The following is a 15,003-nucleotide window of genomic DNA, read 5'->3' as shown; positions in this document are numbered from 1 at the left end:
GATCAAAAATCAGTCTTTCGCATGTCCGGCAAGTCGATGAAGCCCTCGACGCTGGACGAATATCTCCCGCCGTTCGGCGGCGTTCCCGTCACGGTCGATCACGTATCCGGTGAGCCAGACCCAGCCGTCGTACGTCCACTTCCGGTCGACCGAGATCACCCGGAACCGGAACCCCCGGCCGTCGGCGAACTGCACGCTCGCCGCCCGGCCGATCACCAGCACGTCGCCCGACTTCGGCTGCGGCTCCCGGACCAGCCGGCTAGTCAGAGTGCCTGGCCAGCGGCCAGGTCGGCCGCCCGCAGTACGGGCACCACCGGGACTTCACCCGGAACGACCACAGCCCGGCGGCAAAGCCGAGCAGCGCCGCTCCGACCACCGCTTCGATTCCCACCATCCACACTCCTCTCGATCACCTTCCGAAGGATGTTGTTTTCCACCCTGGACCATCGGCCGATGTGAGTAGAAGATGAACCAGGTTGAGATCACAGGCATCAGTAGATATTCGGGGTGATAAACATGAGTGAACTCACGACGGAGCTCCGACGGCTCCGACTGGCCAGGCGCTTGAACCAGACCCAACTGGCAAAGGCACTCTCGGTGTCGAAGTCGTTGATCGCCAGCTTCGAGACGGGCCGGCTGGTGCCGCAGAAGGACACCGCGCAGGCCATCGACCAGGTGCTGAACTCCGGCGACAAGATCCAGAAACTCGCCAAGGAAGCTCACGCAGACCGCCGACCATGGCTGCGGTCCTGGGCTGACCACGAGCAGCGAGCGGTGTTGCTCCGCTGCTGGGATTTGTCGATCATGCCAGGGCTACTGCAGCGGGAGCCCTACATGCGTGAGCTGTTCGCATCCGTTCCGGCCAACAAGAGCAAGGTCGACGACCTGGTACGGATCCGACTCGAACGGCAGGCGGCGGTGTTCGATCGCGACGAGCCGGTCGAGCTGTCCTGCCTGATCGGTGAGACTGCCCTGCATCAAGGGTCGCGCGAGGTCCTCAAAGATCAGCTCGGCTACCTGGTTGACGCCAGCCACCAACCGAACATCCGGATCCGGGTCGTACCCGACCGTGGCGTGGGCCTCCACCCTGGCCTCGGCGGGCCGTTCTCGCTGGCGACGCTGGGCGACGGAAGCCGGATCGCTTACCTGGACGACCAGCTACGCGGCAGGATGGCAACCACAACCGCCGACGTCATCGAACTCGAATGGGCATGGGAGGCGATCACCGATCTCTCGTTGTCGACTACCCAGAGCCAAGACGTGCTTCTAAGGTTGATCGATGAGCACAGCTAGCCCTTCATGGCGCAAGTCCACCAGATCGGGTGGAGTGAGCAACTGTGTCGAGGTGGCGGACAACCTGCCTGGCCGGGTCCTGGTCCGCGACACCAAGGACCGCGACGGCGGCACCCTGACCTTCGGCCCAGCCGCCTGGCGCTCCTTCGTCGAGCTGGCCAAGCAGCATCACTGAGCTGACCCCGCTCGACAAGTCGACCAGACTGCGCCGGCTCTGCCTGGTAGAGCCGGCGCAGTCTCTCCCGCTCACGCTGGCCCGGCCGAGCCCGCCGCTCTCCGTCCTGCCATCGCCCAGAAACCTGGCCACCGCCGCGACGGCAAGGCGCGGACCGAACTCTGGGCCCGGCTGCCCTGCCGGCTCGGTAACGTCGCGTGAGAATGCCTCGCCCGGCCTGCCGGTCCTCGCTTCCGGATCTGCCGAGAAGCGCGCACCTCGGTCCGTCGAGTCTCGGTCCGCCGTCGAGTGGAGGGCTCAGGCACGTTACTCGCGCGAGTAACGTGCCTGAGCCCTCCACTCGAAGCAGCGTCGCCGATCGCGGGCGTCCGGATTTGAACCTGCCGCCACGCGCCGCTTCGGCGGTTAGGGGTTGTCGGGGCGGCACAGCGAAATCCGCTCATGCCGCGATGTGTGGGCGTATCGCACGCCGCATCTGGCCGCGAGGTGCGCCTGAACCATGAGGTGCTGCGTCGATCGATACCATACGTGCGTGGCGAGGGTTCTGGTGACGGGTATGTCGGGGGCAGGTAAGACTACTGTTCTTGACGAGTTGCGCAGGCGGGGATACCTCACCGTCGACACCGACTACGACGGCTGGGAACTAACCGACGGCACTTGGGATGAGCTGCGCATGGACGAGTTGCTGGCCTCGCACGAAGACCTGATCGTGTCCGGGACAGTGGATAACCAAGGCCGCTTCTACGACCGCTTTGACCACGTCGTTCTTCTCAGCGCACCGTTAGCAGTGCTTCTGCAGCGGGTCGCGCGCCGAGCGAACCCCTACGGTCGGACTCCCGAGCAGCGAGCCGAGATCGCCGAATACGTCCGGACCGTCGAGCCTCGTCTGCGACGCGGCGCTACAACCGAGCTCGATGGGCGTCGTGACGTGTCCGAGCTGGCCGACACCCTTGAAGAGCTTGTGAGGGCAAGGAACTGATCTGCCGCGCTATTCGCGCTGCATGGCGGTGGGTCCTACAGGCCTTGTGGGTGTGTGGAGAGCCAGTCCTGGTGTCGGCTCCGCAGGGCGTCACGGTCAGCGGTGGTAGGCAGGACGACGTCCATGCCCCCGTCGTACGGGTGATAGAGCCAGCGCAGATCGAAGTCACAGACAAGGACATTGCCGATGACGTCGTCGGCCACGCGGCGGAGCAGCAGGTTGAGGGGCCTCGCGTTTTCCGGACAGTGGTTCGGCCGGTTCTTTCACGCCGCGATTTGAAGGTTCTCGAACTCTGCGTGGACTTCCCGGGGAGGTCGGTAGCCCACCGCTGAATGCAGACGCTGACGATTGTACCAGAATTCGATGTAGGCAGTAACGTCCCGGCGTGCCGCCTCACGAGTGGGATACTTCACACGCGACACGCGTTCGTTCTTCAGCGCACCGAAGAACGATTCCGCCATCGCATTGTCGAAACAAGTTCCGGTCCGGCCAGCAGATCGCCGCAACCTCAGATCCCGCAGCGTTCTGCCGTAGTCGTCCGACATGTAGTTGCTGCCCCGGTCCGAATGAAAGATGGCGTTCTTCCTGAGTTCGCGATTCCGGGCGGCGTTACGGATGGCGCGGGATATCAACGGCGTCTGGTAGTGGTCGTCCATCGCGTATCCGATGACTTCCTTCGTGCAGCAGTCGATGACGGTCGCCAGATACAGCCACCCCTCGCCGGTCGGGATGTACGTGATGTCGCCGACGAGCTTCTCGCCAGGCGCGTCGGCGGTGAACTCCCGGCCGACGAGGTCAGGCACCGTGCCGGACGACGACTGGGTGAGACCCCACCGCCTCGGGCGGGGCTGGCACGGCACGAGCCCGAGCTCGCGCATCAGCTGGCGGACGAGTTCCGGCCCGGCGGACACGCCCTGGCGCCGCAGTTGCGCGTGGACACGTCGATGCCCGTAGGTGCCGTCGGACGCGGCGAACACCTCCTCGATGGCCGATCGAAGGTGGGCGCGGCGGGTGGCGGTCGCGGAGTCGGGGCGGGTTCGCCATTCGTAGTATCCGGACCTGGACACGCCGAGTTGTTCGCACATGAAGTCGACGGGGTAGGCGTACTTCGCGGTGTCGAGTCGCATCGTCTCGATGAACTCGTACAAGCTCGTTACCGAGGGTCCTTCGCGAAGTACGCCGCGGCTTTTTTCAGGAAGCTGTTCTCCATTTCGAGTTCCCGGTTGCGACGTTCGAGTTCCTTCAGTCGAGCGCGCTCGTCGACGCCGATCGGTGGGCTGTCCTGGGCGCCGCTGTTTTCCCGCCGGTACTGGCGGACCCAGGAACGGAGCGTCTCCGGGTGAACGTCGATCTCCCGGGCAACCTGCGACACTGGCTTGTTCGACTGTAGAACGAGTTGCACTGCTTCTTCACGGAACTCTGGGGTGTATGAGCTTATGCGTGCCATCGCGCTTCTTCCCTCGACTTTCCTTACAGGGTAACCTTATTGGCTCCCTGTCCGGAATCCTCGGGGCACCTCAGGGTGACATCGACACTCAGCGTGACGTGGTGAGCGGACGCCCAATATCAGTGGCGACGAGGAGTGCGTTGGTATCGGGAACTCCCCACGTCGTGATGACGCTGCTTGAGGCGGGCAGCACGATGCGGGTACCGCCCTCCTCTGCGTTGAGTACGACGACAGCACCGTCGAGCCCCACAGCAATAGCGTTGTGGTCCGCTACCGACACAGGCGTCGTGAAGTAGCCCATGGGTGAGCCGGCCACTTCTAGCGATGTCTCCTTTCCGGTGACGCCGGCGTCGATCGAGCGTTCCCACACCATCCGGCCGTCGGAGACGTCGGCCACTACCAGATTTCCTCGCCAGCCAACCGGGCGCCGGTCGTGATGAATCGCCGACGTCTCCCAGATCGCCAGCCGGCCGGCCGTGGTGAAGGCAAGACCGGAGATGGTGTCGACGAAGTGCTCGGAAGCGGTGCCGTAAGCGGCGCGGTCGATGTCCGCGTGGTGCTCCAATCGACCGCTGCCGTCGACCCGGTCGAGCCGGACGTACGCACCGCCCTGAAACGAGCAGGCGGTCGCCAGCAATGTGCCGTCCGGGGAGAAGACCACACAGTTCGTCCGCTCGCCGGCGTCGGCCTCAGCGATGATCTGCCCCGTACTCGCATCGGCGACAAGTACACGTTCGCCGGATGTAGCGGCGGCCAACCACCGGCCGTCCGGACTGAAATCCAGCGCAGTCGCGCCGACGAGTTCGGACATGAAGCCGACGACGGTGAGGGTATTACCGTGGCGAAGCTCCACCGAAGCTCCGGCGGGCGCGACCGCGACCAGTGAGCGACGCGGATGACAGGCAAGCGCCACCAGCGCAGTGTGCTCTGTCGCGACGACCACCTCGGGGACTGATTGTCCAATATGTCGCCAGCGCACCAGCGATGCGTCGCCTATGACGCTGAAACCGAACTCATCCACCCGGCCGCAGGCGCCCAGCAGCGACACGTCCTTGCCCAGCAGACGCTGTACCGCAGTCAGGTCGCCGTTACGGGCGGCACGGACCACCGCAGCGTCATTTCTGCCCAGCACGACGCCCGACAGTAGCCGGTCATAACGCCGCCGCGCTCCGCAGCCGCTGATGCCCGCACCGCACCGGCAGGCCTGGTCCAGTCGACGAAAGGCGTAGTTAGCCGCAGTCCGAGCGCTGATGAACGGCGAGGCGTCGCCCTCTGTCCGAGTCCCACACACGCTCTGCTCGAGGCCGAGTGCGTACCTCGGTCACGGGCCCTGCTGGACGCCGAGCGGGAGCGGCTGGAGGCACAGATCGCCGCGATGACCCAGGCCCGGGTACGCCTCGACGAAGTGATCGCCATCGCCACAGACCCCACCTGGACATGCGACGCCTAGGCATCCTGGAGTTGCCGCAAACCAGGGCGTGCCTGTGAGCCCGTTGACGACAAACCTGCATGTGGTGTGGGATATGTTGTATGCCGGTGCCAGGACGCGTTGGGGTGATGTCGCGATCCCTGCTACGGGAGAACGCCTACCGGTGGATCCGGGACGCCATCGTCGACGGCACGTTGGCGCCGGGCGAACGGCTCAACGACGCGGAGCTGGCGGAATGGCTGGGAGTGAGCCGCACCCCGGTACGCGAGGCGTTGACCCGCCTTGAGGAGATGGGCCTGGTCAGGACGAAGCCCGGCCGCTACACCATGGTGAGCCCGCTGGATGCCCACGCTGCACGGGCAGCGCAGACAGTCACCGCCGCAATGCACGAGCTCGCGGTCCGCGAAGCGGTGCCCCGGCTGTCGGCCGATGACATCGAGGCCATGCGGGCAGCCAACGTCCATTTCGCGGCAGCCTTGCAGGCTGACGACGTCGACGCGGCCATCACAGCAGATGACGAGTTTCACGGCGTTGCGGTCGTTGTCTCCGCCAATCCGGCTCTTCGCACGGTTCTCGAGCAGTTCACGCCCGTACTCCGGCGACTCGAGCGGCTGCGTTTCTCCTCGCTGAGCGGCCGCAGCTCGGTGGCTCTGCACGAGCGCATCATCGCGCTGTGCGAGGCACGTGACGTGGAGGGTGCCGCCACAGCCGCCCGGGAGAACTGGATGAGCCTGGATGAGGCGTTCGAACTGGGAGCGGCCGCCGATTCGCCTGCGTGACGACCTGTTGGAGACTGTGACGATGCGTACGGGTCTGACCATCGGCCAGTTTGCCACCGTGACCCACCTCAGCGTGCGGACCCTGCGGCGCTATCACGAGTCCGGATTGCTGGCGCCGGCGAAGGTGGACCCCGACACGAGCTACCGGTACTACCTGCCCGACCAGATCGCGACGGCGCAGGTGATCCATCGGCTGCGGGAGCTCGACGTGCCCTTGGCCGAAATCAAGTCGATCATCACGACCGACGACCCGCATCAGCGTGCCGAGCTCATTGCGGGTCACCTGCACCGGCTCGAGGCCGAACTCGACCGCACGCGGGCAGCGGTGGTGTCGCTGCGCCAGTTGCTGCTGCCCGACGCTGCGGTGCTCGATGTCGAACTGCGTTCCGTCCCCTCCCGGACCGTCGTCGCCATCAGCGCGGAGGTCCGGCTCGAGAACTCCCTCGCCTGGTTCGACCGGGCGATGGACGACCTGGAGGAAGCGTTTCCACCGGACGAGCGCTCCGGGCCGGCCGGCGGTCGGTACGCCAACGAGCTGTTCACCGGTGGGACCGGGGTCATGACCGTCTTCCGGCCGGTGCACCACCCGCGTAGCGATGGCCGGATCAAGGTCGTCGACCTTCCGGCTGCCGATCTGGCCGTGGCCGTCCATGCGGGCCCGCACGACGACATCGATGTCACCTACGGTCGCCTGGGGAACTGGGTGGCTTCGCATGCGCTGGCCGTGGACGGGCCCGTTCACGAGACGTACCTGACGGGTCCCCGCGAGACCGGGGACGCTCGACGGTGGCGGACCGAGATCGGCTGGCCGGTCTTCCGGCTGTCCCCCGGCTGAACTCACAGTGACGCAGCACCCGGACGAGGTAGTGCGCCGACGTCCTTGACCCTCTCCCCGGGGGAGGCTCGATCGTCGGGGTATGAACATGGAGCCGAACCGAGAGACCCCCGTCGCCTGGGAAGAGTTGCCGACCGCCATCGCGGTGTACCTGCCCGCGCAGCAAGCCCGCGACACCGAGACCGCCATCGGCGCGTTCGCCGTCGACGCGGTGGTCACGGATGAAGGCCGCACCTACCGGGGCCTGGACCAAATCAGGACATGGCTAGTCAATGGGGGCAGCGAGTACACGTACACCACGGATCTCGTCGGTGCCCACCGCGTCGGTGATGCGCAGTTCGACGTGGTGCAGCACCTGGAAGGCAACTTCCCGGGCGGGTCAGCGGACCTGCACTACCGGTTCGACCTGGACGGCGCCTCCATCACCCGGCTCACCATCGAGCCATGACCGCGCAGCCACTTTACCGCGTCGCACTTCATGCAATATATTGCACATCGGAGGCAACGACCGCGACCTCAGCGAGTACCCCGCCGGGCGACGCCTGCGCGGCGACGAAAGGACGAGCCACATGAGCGGCACCACCGGTGGTCAGGAGATCGAGAATGTCGTGCTCGTGCATGGCGCGTTCGCTGACGGTTCGGGCTGGCGCGGCGTGTACGACAGGCTGACGACCCAGGGCTACCGGGTCGCCATCGTGCAGAACCCGCTCACCTCGCTCGATGACGACGTCGCGGCGACCCGGAGAGTGCTCGACCAGCAGAACGGCCCGACGATTCTCGTCGGGCACTCGTGGGGCGGCACCGTCATCACCGAGGCAGGAGTCCACCCGAACGTCGCCGGGCTGGTCTACGTGTCAGCGCTCGCGCCCGACGCGGGCGAAACCACCGCCCAGCAGTACGAAGGGTTCGCCCCGACACCCGACTTCGTCATCGACGTCACCGAGGACGGATACGGCTTCCTCAACCCGGAGAAGTTCAAGGCCGGATTCGCCGCAGACGCCAGCGACGCCGACGCTGCCTTCCTCCGCGACTCGCAGGTGCCTGTCAACATGGCGGCGTTCTCGACCCCGGTGAAGAACGCCGCCTGGCGCCACCGGCCGAGCTGGGCTGTCATCGCGACCGAGGACAAGGCGTTCGACCAGGCCATGCTGCAGCACATGGCCAACCGGATCGGTGCCACGATCACCAACGTCCCAGCCAGTCACGCCCTGTACGCCACACAGCCAGGCGTCGTTGCCGACGTGATCGTCACCGCCGCGCAGTACGCCGTCAGCGTCGCTCGCTGAGACGTGACCCGCGATGACCCGTCGCGGCCCCGGCCGGCACCGGATACGCCCGCTCGACGGGGAGCAGGGCTGCGGCGCCCACATCGTCACCGGCGGCGATACGGTCACGGATCGCGTACGCCAGCCCGGTCACCTCGGGTGATGCCGACGGTCCACTCGTCGACGGTTGCCCCGCCTGCCCTGGGCCGTCATGATCGGGCGATGCTGGACAACGGGTTCGGATGGTGACCGTCGAGCGGGACGGCGGCCCGCCTGCCAGGCCCATGACACCGCGCGCCCCTGGTGGGCCCTGCACCTCGTGACGCTGGTGGCTACGGCATGCCTGCTCTGGGCGTTCAGCGTTCCCGGCTTCTCGTTCTTCCTGGTGTTCGGCGCGGTGCCCGTACTCGGGCTGGCCGGCTTGGCCTGGGTGGTCTGGGTGGTGATGTTCGGGCTGCATCGCCGGCGGTGGTCCTGGTCGTTCCTGCCTGCTCCGATGATCGTCGCGCTCGCGCTGGCGCTGCTCGTCACAGGAGTGCCGCTGCAGGCCCGCTGGGCGATGAGCCGCAGCGCCTTTGAAGACGCGGTCGTGGCTCTGCCCGCCGGAGAAGACTGGTACCACGTCCCGGCACCGTCCACGATCGGCTCCTACCGGATCATTGCCGCCTACCACGTGCCCGGCGGCGTCGTGTTCCAGGAGAGGAACGGCAATCTGTTCGACGACGCAGGGTTCGCCTACCTGCCCGGAGGGCCAACTCCGGATCTGGAGAACGGCTCCTTCGAGTCCCCGGTCTTCCGGCACCTCGGAGGGGCCTGGTACAGCTGGACCGCGAGCTGGTAGACGGGTAGGCGGTACCGTCGCGGCTCACAGTTGCGCCAGGAACTCCTCGATCGCCGTACCGACGTCGCCGAGGGCCTGGGCGTAGGCCCGCAGCGGACCGGGTGGCCGCAGGCCGTGGTCGCCGCCGGTGATCGTGACGACCCGCTTGCCCGTCGCCGTGGCGACCTCCGGCAGCCAGCTGCGGTCACGGGTCCCCCCGACGAGGAGCGCGGGTGCCGGGTTCCGGCCGATCGCCTCGGCGACGGCCTCGATGTGCAGCAGCGGGGTCAGCCAGATCGCCGGAAGTTGCCGTTCGGCCGCGAGCACGGCGGCATAGCTGCCGAGCGACTTCGCGATGATCACCGGCTGTGCGTCGGGTGCGGACATGGACAGCCGGTGGATGGCCGCCGCCACGTGTGCCCGGACGAACGGTTCCGGCCCGATGTTCAGCAGCCCGTCCGGGACGTCCCACCGCACCGTCTCCACTGGCATTTCGCGGTCGGCGAGCGCCTCGCTGGCAAGGTCGAGCAGCGGCGCCTGCGGACCGTAGCCACGCCCGGGAACGATGATGCCAGCGAACATTCGACCACTGTAGCGAACCGGATCGCGGCACCTCGACGACGTGCTGGGGTTGGCAGATTCGCCGCCGAAGTGAGGCGTACGCACGTCAACGAGGTGAGGTATCCGAGCCTCACCTCGATGCCGAGGCTGCCAACGCAGGCGTTCTACGCGTTGCACGCTGGTTGCCGTGGGACCGCGAGAGTACGGGTGGACGGAGGCCGGCAAGGCCAGCACGGCACGGCCCGCGATCTGGGCCCCTGCGCCGGCTCCGGAGAGCGTGCCGATGATCGTTACCGGAGTTCGCCTCTCCGCGACGGCCGTTCGACGGCCCCGGCACACTGGCGACGTACCGTGGCTGTCGCCGACCCGGTCGAACCCGGCGCAGCGTGACCAACCCGGCCACACCGTCGGTCGCGCTGCGCGGCGCGCACGGAAACAGTCGCCGTACCCCTTGTCTGCCGCGATTTCGGTCGCAAGGATGGCTCATAGCTGGCGGATACCTCATCCTGACCTGATCCGATCCCTGACCTGATCCGATTCCTGACCTTGATCCGGGCCGACGTGCGGGAGCCGAACATGACCGACAAGCAGACCCTGCGCAACTTCGTCGACGGCGGGTACGTCGACCCGGTCGACGGCGGCTACCAGGACCTGGTCGACCCGTGCACCGCCGAGGTCTTCGCCCAGGCACCGACATCCGGCCCGGCCGACGTCGACCGGGCCATGTCCGCGGCGGCCAGCGCGTTCGAAAGTTGGCGCGACACCACCCCGGCGCAGCGGCAGCTGGCGCTGCTCAAGCTCGCCGACGCGGTCGAGGCTCGCGCCGCCGACCTGGTCGACGCCGAGGTCCGCAACACTGGCAAGCCCCGGCAGTTGACCGCCGACGAGGAGCTGCCGCCCTGCGTCGACGAGTTCCGCTTCTTCGCCGGCGCGGCCCGGGTGCTGGAGGGCAAGTCGGCCGGCGAGTACCTGGCCGGGCACACCTCCTACGTGCGGCGGGAGCCGATCGGGGTCTGCGCGCAGGTCACGCCCTGGAACTACCCGCTGATGATGGCGGTCTGGAAGATCGCCCCGGCGTTGGCCGCCGGCAACACGGTGGTGCTCAAGCCGTCGGACACCACGCCGCTGTCCACGCTGCTGCTGGCCGAGGTCGCCGCCGAGTTCCTGCCGCCGGGGGTGTTCAACGTGGTCTGCGGCGACCGGGACACCGGTCGGGCCCTCGTCGCGCACCCGACGCCGGAGTTCGTGTCGATCACCGGATCGCCCCGGGCCGGCATGGAGGTGGCGGCCGCCGCCGCCTCCGACCTCAAGCGCACCCACCTGGAGTTGGGCGGCAAGGCCCCGGTGGTGCTCTTCGACGACGCCGACGTGGCAGCGGCGGCCGAGGCGATCGCCGGCGCCGGCTACTTCAACGCCGGGCAGGACTGCACCGCCGCGACCCGGGTGCTGGCCGGGCCGGGCGTGTACGACGACTTCGTCGCGGCGCTCACCGAGCAGGCCCGGGGTACGAAGACCGGCCTGCCGGACGAGCCTGACGTGGCGTACGGGCCGTTGAACAACGTCGACCAGCTCGGCCGGGTCACCGGCTTCGTCGACCGGTTGCCGGACCACGCGCAGCTGCACACCGGCGGCGTACGGGTCGGTGACCGGGGCTTCTTCTACGCCCCGACGGTGGTCTCCGGGGTGCGCCAGCCCGACGAGATCATCCAGGACGAGGTCTTCGGCCCGGTGATCACCGTGCAGCGGTTCACCGACGAGGACGAGGCGGTCCGGTGGGCCAACGGCGTCCGGTACGGCCTGTCCGCATCGGTGTGGACCCGCGACCACGGCCGGGCGATGCGGATGACCCGCCGGCTCGACTTCGGCTGCGTCTGGGTCAACACCCACATCCCGTTCATCTCGGAGATGCCGCACGGCGGGTTCAAACATTCCGGGTACGGCAAGGACCTGTCGATGTACGGGCTGGAGGACTACACCCGGCTCAAGCACGTCATGCACGCCATCGACAGCTGAGCCGCCGCTGGTCGGTCCGCTCGAGCGGGCTCAGCCGCCCGCCGGAGCGGGTGTCCCGCCCGGGGTCTCGCCGGCCGCCGGGCCAGGGCCGGCGCCGCTCGCCGGGTCAGTGGTAGCGGTGGCACCCCGCCGGGGCAGCCAGCCTTCGCCAACGGCGAGGCAGCGGACGACCAGCAGCACCAGCAGCGGCCCGCCGAGCACCGCCACGAGCAGGCTGACCAGGTCCGGCGACATCGTGTCCGCCGGCCGTACGCTGACCAGGCCGGCCGGGTCGACCACCAGTTCGGCCGAGTCGCCGACCTGGTAGCGGTCGTCGCTGAGCAGGTCCGACACCAGGATGGCGCCGCTGGCGTCCTGCCACTGGTAGTCGCAGTCGACCACGTCGCCGCGTTGCTGCGCACACTCCCGGGCGGCCACCACGGCGGTGACCCTGTCCCCGGCGACGCTCAGGTAGCCGATGCTGGCCAGGTCGGCGACGACCATGCTGACCAGCGCCACCGCCAGGGTGACCAGCAGTCCGGGCCAACTGCGGCGGACCCGGTAGGCGACCGCCACGGCGAGCAGCGCACCACCGATCAGCGCCACGCCGAATCCGACAATGCTGCCCACGTTACCGAGGAACGCCCCGGCCGTACCGAGCACGGCGAATCCGGTGCCGACGGCCGCGACCCGCCACCCGACGCGGGCCGGCCACGGGTGTGGAGGCGGCCACCGCAGCAGGCCGCCGATCCGGCTCCACCCACTGTTGCCCGCCAGCACCGTTCTGTCGCGTCGCTGCTGCTCGCCGAGATCCTCGATCACCACATCATCCTGACCGTCACCGATCCGACCCGCCGTCATCCTGACAGCCGCGACGCGGATCCGGCTCAGCCGGTCGGGTGATCCCCTAGCTGTAGCCCCGTCCCGCCCACCCGTCCGCCCCAGCCCACTCCCCCCCCATGATCGCGACGATCTTGCACTCGTCGCGAGGTTTTGTCGGATTTGTTGAACGATAAGCGCAAGATCGTCGCGATCATGCGAGGGGCGATCATGCACAGGGCGGGCGGTCCAGGCAGGTTATCCACAGGCTGAGCGTTCATCCACAGCCAGGCAGACGGCGCCAGCCCCGGCGTAGGGCGTCGCAGCAGGGTGCCAGGCATGGCTGACGCAACGCGCTACCGGGCACTACGAGACTCCGGCATCACCGAGGGCCAGATTCGGGGTCGGATCGACCGCGGCCAACTCTGGCGCCCGTTCAACGACACGTACCTGCCCGCAACGTCGGCGCGACAACTCCCGCACGCCCGACTCAATGCTCTGCTGGTCCGGCTACCGCCGGCCGCGTTGATCTGTCGACAGAGTGCCGCGCCGCTGCACGGCTTCGGTGACTTCGTCGCCCGAACCACCGACGACAGGGTGCACGTGCTGCTGCCGGCGGGCGTCCCTCGCCCCCGGTTGCGTGGTGTGGTCGTCCACGAAACCGCCCTGCCGGCCGAGCCGTGTCTCGTCGACGGCGTGTGGTGCACCTCCCCGGCGCGTACCGCAGTCGACCTGGCACGAACATCCAACCGGATGGACGCATTGCCCGTCCTCGACGGCGCGCTGCGGTCCGGCCGGTGTGATCTCGACGCACTCGCCTCCGAGGTGACGCTGCACTTCGGCCTGCCGGGCGTGGTGGCGGTACGCGCACTGCTCAACGTGGTGGACGCGGGTGCCCAGTGCCGCCAGGAAAGTCAGCTACGGCTCATCGCCCTGGACGGCGGGCTGCCCCGCCCACAGACCCAGATCAGGGTCCTCGACGCCTCGTTCGTCACCCGGTACGTCATCGACCTCGGATGGGAGCAGTCGCGGGTCGGCGCCGAGTACGACGGCCGGTCGCATCTCACCGCCCAGCGAGCTCAACATGATCGGGAGCGACACAACTGGCTTTCTTCGCAGGGCTGGCGGATGCGGTACTTCACCGCCGTCGACATCTATCGACGCCCACGACACGTGGTGGCCGTCCTACGTCAGGCACTCACATGATCGCGACGATCTTGCGCTTATCGTGGAGCAAAGTGGACAAATAGTCTCGATGAGCGCAAGATCGTCGCGATCATGAGGGGGCGGTCAGGAGGTACGCAGGCCCCAGGGGGACCCGTACGCGGTGAGCAGGTCGAGGAACGGCTTCGCCGGCAGCGCCTCTGGACCCAGCACCCCGGTGCCGGACCAGGTGCCGGCGGCCAGCAACTCCAACGCCACCACCGGATTCAGGGCGGTCTGCCACACCACCGCCTGGTGGCCGTACTCGGCCACCGACCACTCGTTGTCCACCACGTGGTACAGGTACACCTCCAGCGGCTCGCCGGTCGGCGACAGGCCGGTGACCCAGGTGCCGGCGCAGGTCCTGCCCCGCATCCGGTCCCCCAGGGTGGCCGGATCCGGCAGGCAGGCGGCGACCACGTCACGCGGGGCGACCTGGACACCGCCGACGCTCACCGGCCGGGTCGAGTCCAGCCCCAGCTTGTGCAGCGTCTTCAGGACGTCGATGAACTCGGCCCCCAGGCCGTACTTGAAGGTGACCCGCTTCGCCGGCACCCAACGCGGGATCAGCAGCACCTCTTCGTGTTCGACGTTGACGCACTCGACCGGGCCGATACCGTCGGGGAAGTCGAAGACCTCCGGTTCGCTGAACGGTGCCGTGGTGTACCAGCCACGGTCGGCCTCCCAGATCACCGGCGGGTTCAGGCACTCCTCGATGGTGGTCCAGATGGAGAACGACGGGGCGAAGTCGTAGCCGTCGACGGTCAGGTTCGCGCCGTCGCGTACCCCGATCTGGTCGATCGACGAGAACAGGTGGTCGGCGGCGTAGCGGGCGAACACGTCGGACAGTCCCGGTTCGACGCCGATGCCGACCAGGGCCAGCCGACCCGCGGCGGCCCAGTCGGCGGCGGCGGCGAACTGCGCGTCACCCAGCTTCACCCCGCATTCGGCGTGTGGCCGGTCAGGGTGCGGGGTGGACAGCGACATCGCCATGTCCAGGTAGTCGGCGCCGGCGGCGTACGCACCGTTGAAGATCGGCATGACGAAGCGCGGGTCGACGGCGTTGAGCACGTGGGTGATCCGGTGTTCCCGGCACAGCGCGGTCACTGCCTCGGCCGAGGAGGCGTCGAGCGCGCCGGCCGCGACGAAGCGGGGGTCGCCACCGCCGGCCGCAGTGCCGCCGGCGGCACCGGTGCCGCCGGCACCCGTCCGCCCGCGACCGAGCGCCGACACCGCGCGGGCGGCACGGGCCGGGTCGCGGTCGGCGACCACCATGGTGTCGAAGAAGTCCCGGCGGGCGGCGATCGACACCGCCGCCGCACCCACCCCACCGGCACCTATCAGCAGGATCCGCATCGCGCCCCCTTCAGCAGGATCCGCATCGCGGTCCCCTCAGCAGGATCCGC

17 protein-coding genes and 1 pseudogene are annotated in these 15,003 nt (G+C 68.1%); 10 read left to right on the top strand and 8 right to left on the bottom strand.

Features of this window, described 5'->3' with window-relative positions; all coding sequences use genetic code 11:
* Nucleotides 1-9 precede the first annotated feature (9 nt).
* Nucleotides 10-222, bottom strand: a complete 213-nt coding sequence (locus O7608_RS09115) for a hypothetical protein (RefSeq protein ID WP_289209520.1) — start codon at nt 220-222, stop codon at nt 10-12.
* Between the two features lie 37 nt (nt 223-259).
* On the bottom strand, nt 260-394 hold the full coding sequence (locus O7608_RS09110; RefSeq protein WP_289209519.1) for a hypothetical protein: 135 nt from the start codon (nt 392-394) through the stop codon (nt 260-262).
* A gap of 122 nt (nt 395-516) precedes the next feature.
* Here O7608_RS09110 and O7608_RS09105 point away from each other — a divergent pair, with 122 nt between their 5' ends.
* From O7608_RS09105 to O7608_RS09095, 3 genes are all read left to right on the top strand, one after another.
* Nucleotides 517-1,293: a helix-turn-helix domain-containing protein gene (locus O7608_RS09105; protein ID WP_289209518.1), complete on the top strand. Its 777-nt coding sequence runs from the start codon at nt 517-519 to the stop codon at nt 1,291-1,293.
* Nucleotides 1,280-1,468: a DUF397 domain-containing protein gene (locus tag O7608_RS09100; RefSeq protein WP_289209517.1), complete on the top strand. Its 189-nt coding sequence runs from the start codon at nt 1,280-1,282 to the stop codon at nt 1,466-1,468. Before O7608_RS09105 ends, O7608_RS09100 begins: the two co-directional genes overlap by 14 nt.
* A 532-nt stretch (nt 1,469-2,000) precedes the next feature.
* Nucleotides 2,001-2,447, top strand: coding sequence for an ATP-binding protein (locus O7608_RS09095; RefSeq protein WP_289209516.1), 447 nt, complete (start codon nt 2,001-2,003; stop codon nt 2,445-2,447).
* A 35-nt stretch (nt 2,448-2,482) separates the two neighbouring features.
* On the opposite strand, the pseudogene O7608_RS32135 reads toward O7608_RS09095, so the two are convergent.
* From O7608_RS32135 to O7608_RS09080, 3 genes and pseudogenes are all read right to left on the bottom strand, one after another.
* Nucleotides 2,483-2,680: pseudogene (locus O7608_RS32135) on the bottom strand (DUF3885 domain-containing protein); the annotation flags it as partial.
* A 30-nt stretch (nt 2,681-2,710) separates the two neighbouring features.
* Nucleotides 2,711-3,894, bottom strand: a protein-coding gene (locus O7608_RS09085) for an IS3 family transposase (protein ID WP_421359974.1) whose coding sequence is annotated in 2 segments (ribosomal slippage) — nt 2,711-3,639 and nt 3,639-3,894 — 1,185 coding nt in all. Because the reading frame shifts where the segments join, the coding sequence is not laid out codon by codon here.
* An 88-nt stretch (nt 3,895-3,982) separates the two neighbouring features.
* Nucleotides 3,983-5,026, bottom strand: coding sequence for a WD40 repeat domain-containing protein (locus O7608_RS09080; protein WP_289209515.1), 1,044 nt, complete (start codon nt 5,024-5,026; stop codon nt 3,983-3,985).
* A 425-nt stretch (nt 5,027-5,451) separates the two neighbouring features.
* On the opposite strand from O7608_RS09080, the gene O7608_RS09075 reads away from it, so the two are divergent.
* The 5 genes from O7608_RS09075 to O7608_RS09055 all read left to right on the top strand — a co-directional run bounded on the left by O7608_RS09075 (nt 5,452) and on the right by O7608_RS09055 (nt 9,043).
* The gene (locus O7608_RS09075; protein ID WP_289209514.1) at nt 5,452-6,102 is read left to right on the top strand and encodes a GntR family transcriptional regulator; all 651 of its coding nucleotides are present in this window, start codon (nt 5,452-5,454) and stop codon (nt 6,100-6,102) included.
* A 22-nt stretch (nt 6,103-6,124) separates the two neighbouring features.
* Nucleotides 6,125-6,937 (top strand): MerR family transcriptional regulator, encoded by an 813-nt coding sequence (locus O7608_RS09070; RefSeq protein WP_289209513.1) that lies wholly within the window; start codon nt 6,125-6,127, stop codon nt 6,935-6,937.
* An 82-nt stretch (nt 6,938-7,019) separates the two neighbouring features.
* Nucleotides 7,020-7,385, top strand: a complete 366-nt coding sequence (locus tag O7608_RS09065; protein ID WP_289209512.1) for a nuclear transport factor 2 family protein — start codon at nt 7,020-7,022, stop codon at nt 7,383-7,385.
* Nucleotides 7,386-7,506: 121 nt separating this feature from the next.
* Nucleotides 7,507-8,223, top strand: a complete 717-nt coding sequence (locus tag O7608_RS09060) for an alpha/beta fold hydrolase (protein ID WP_289209511.1) — start codon at nt 7,507-7,509, stop codon at nt 8,221-8,223.
* 307 nt (nt 8,224-8,530) lie between these two features.
* The gene (locus tag O7608_RS09055; protein ID WP_289209510.1) at nt 8,531-9,043 is read left to right on the top strand and encodes a hypothetical protein; all 513 of its coding nucleotides are present in this window, start codon (nt 8,531-8,533) and stop codon (nt 9,041-9,043) included.
* 24 nt (nt 9,044-9,067) lie between these two features.
* Here the strand turns inward: O7608_RS09055 and O7608_RS09050 are convergent, their stop codons facing one another.
* Nucleotides 9,068-9,604: an alpha/beta hydrolase gene (locus O7608_RS09050; RefSeq protein ID WP_289209509.1), complete on the bottom strand. Its 537-nt coding sequence runs from the start codon at nt 9,602-9,604 to the stop codon at nt 9,068-9,070.
* A 555-nt stretch (nt 9,605-10,159) separates the two neighbouring features.
* On the opposite strand from O7608_RS09050, the gene O7608_RS09045 reads away from it, so the two are divergent.
* Nucleotides 10,160-11,596: a gamma-aminobutyraldehyde dehydrogenase gene (locus tag O7608_RS09045; RefSeq protein WP_289209508.1), complete on the top strand. Its 1,437-nt coding sequence runs from the start codon at nt 10,160-10,162 to the stop codon at nt 11,594-11,596.
* A 30-nt stretch (nt 11,597-11,626) separates the two neighbouring features.
* Here the strand turns inward: O7608_RS09045 and O7608_RS09040 are convergent, their stop codons facing one another.
* On the bottom strand, nt 11,627-12,397 hold the full coding sequence (locus O7608_RS09040) for a hypothetical protein (protein ID WP_289209507.1): 771 nt from the start codon (nt 12,395-12,397) through the stop codon (nt 11,627-11,629).
* Nucleotides 12,398-12,733: 336 nt separating this feature from the next.
* Here O7608_RS09040 and O7608_RS09035 point away from each other — a divergent pair, with 336 nt between their 5' ends.
* Complete coding sequence (locus O7608_RS09035) at nt 12,734-13,600, top strand: type IV toxin-antitoxin system AbiEi family antitoxin (protein ID WP_289209506.1); 867 nt, start codon at nt 12,734-12,736, stop codon at nt 13,598-13,600.
* Nucleotides 13,601-13,684: 84 nt separating this feature from the next.
* On the opposite strand, the gene O7608_RS09030 is transcribed toward O7608_RS09035, so the two are convergent.
* Nucleotides 13,685-14,953, bottom strand: a complete 1,269-nt coding sequence (locus tag O7608_RS09030) for a saccharopine dehydrogenase family protein (RefSeq protein ID WP_289209505.1) — start codon at nt 14,951-14,953, stop codon at nt 13,685-13,687.
* Between the last annotated feature and the right edge of the window lie 50 nt (nt 14,954-15,003).

It is taken from the genome of Solwaraspora sp. WMMA2056 (assembly GCF_030345095.1).
Taxonomy (GTDB): domain Bacteria; phylum Actinomycetota; class Actinomycetes; order Mycobacteriales; family Micromonosporaceae; genus Micromonospora_E.
This window is presented reverse-complemented; position numbering and strand designations above follow the sequence as displayed.

Bases quoted from the DNA above. Each gene is read 5' to 3' on its own strand.
- O7608_RS09110 (WP_289209519.1), bottom strand. From the start codon at position 394: ATGGTGGGAATCGAAGCGGTGGTCGGAGCGGCGCTGCTCGGCTTTGCC.
- O7608_RS09105 (WP_289209518.1), top strand. From the start codon at position 517: ATGAGTGAACTCACGACGGAGCTCCGACGGCTCCGACTGGCCAGGCGC.
- O7608_RS09100 (WP_289209517.1), top strand. From the start codon at position 1,280: ATGAGCACAGCTAGCCCTTCATGGCGCAAGTCCACCAGATCGGGTGGA.
- O7608_RS09075 (WP_289209514.1), top strand. From the start codon at position 5,452: ATGTCGCGATCCCTGCTACGGGAGAACGCCTACCGGTGGATCCGGGAC.
- O7608_RS09070 (WP_289209513.1), top strand. From the start codon at position 6,125: ATGCGTACGGGTCTGACCATCGGCCAGTTTGCCACCGTGACCCACCTC.
- O7608_RS09065 (WP_289209512.1), top strand. From the start codon at position 7,020: ATGAACATGGAGCCGAACCGAGAGACCCCCGTCGCCTGGGAAGAGTTG.
- O7608_RS09060 (WP_289209511.1), top strand. From the start codon at position 7,507: ATGAGCGGCACCACCGGTGGTCAGGAGATCGAGAATGTCGTGCTCGTG.
- O7608_RS09050 (WP_289209509.1), bottom strand. From the start codon at position 9,604: ATGTTCGCTGGCATCATCGTTCCCGGGCGTGGCTACGGTCCGCAGGCG.
- O7608_RS09045 (WP_289209508.1), top strand. From the start codon at position 10,160: ATGACCGACAAGCAGACCCTGCGCAACTTCGTCGACGGCGGGTACGTC.
- O7608_RS09035 (WP_289209506.1), top strand. From the start codon at position 12,734: ATGGCTGACGCAACGCGCTACCGGGCACTACGAGACTCCGGCATCACC.
- O7608_RS09030 (WP_289209505.1), bottom strand. From the start codon at position 14,953: ATGCGGATCCTGCTGATAGGTGCCGGTGGGGTGGGTGCGGCGGCGGTG.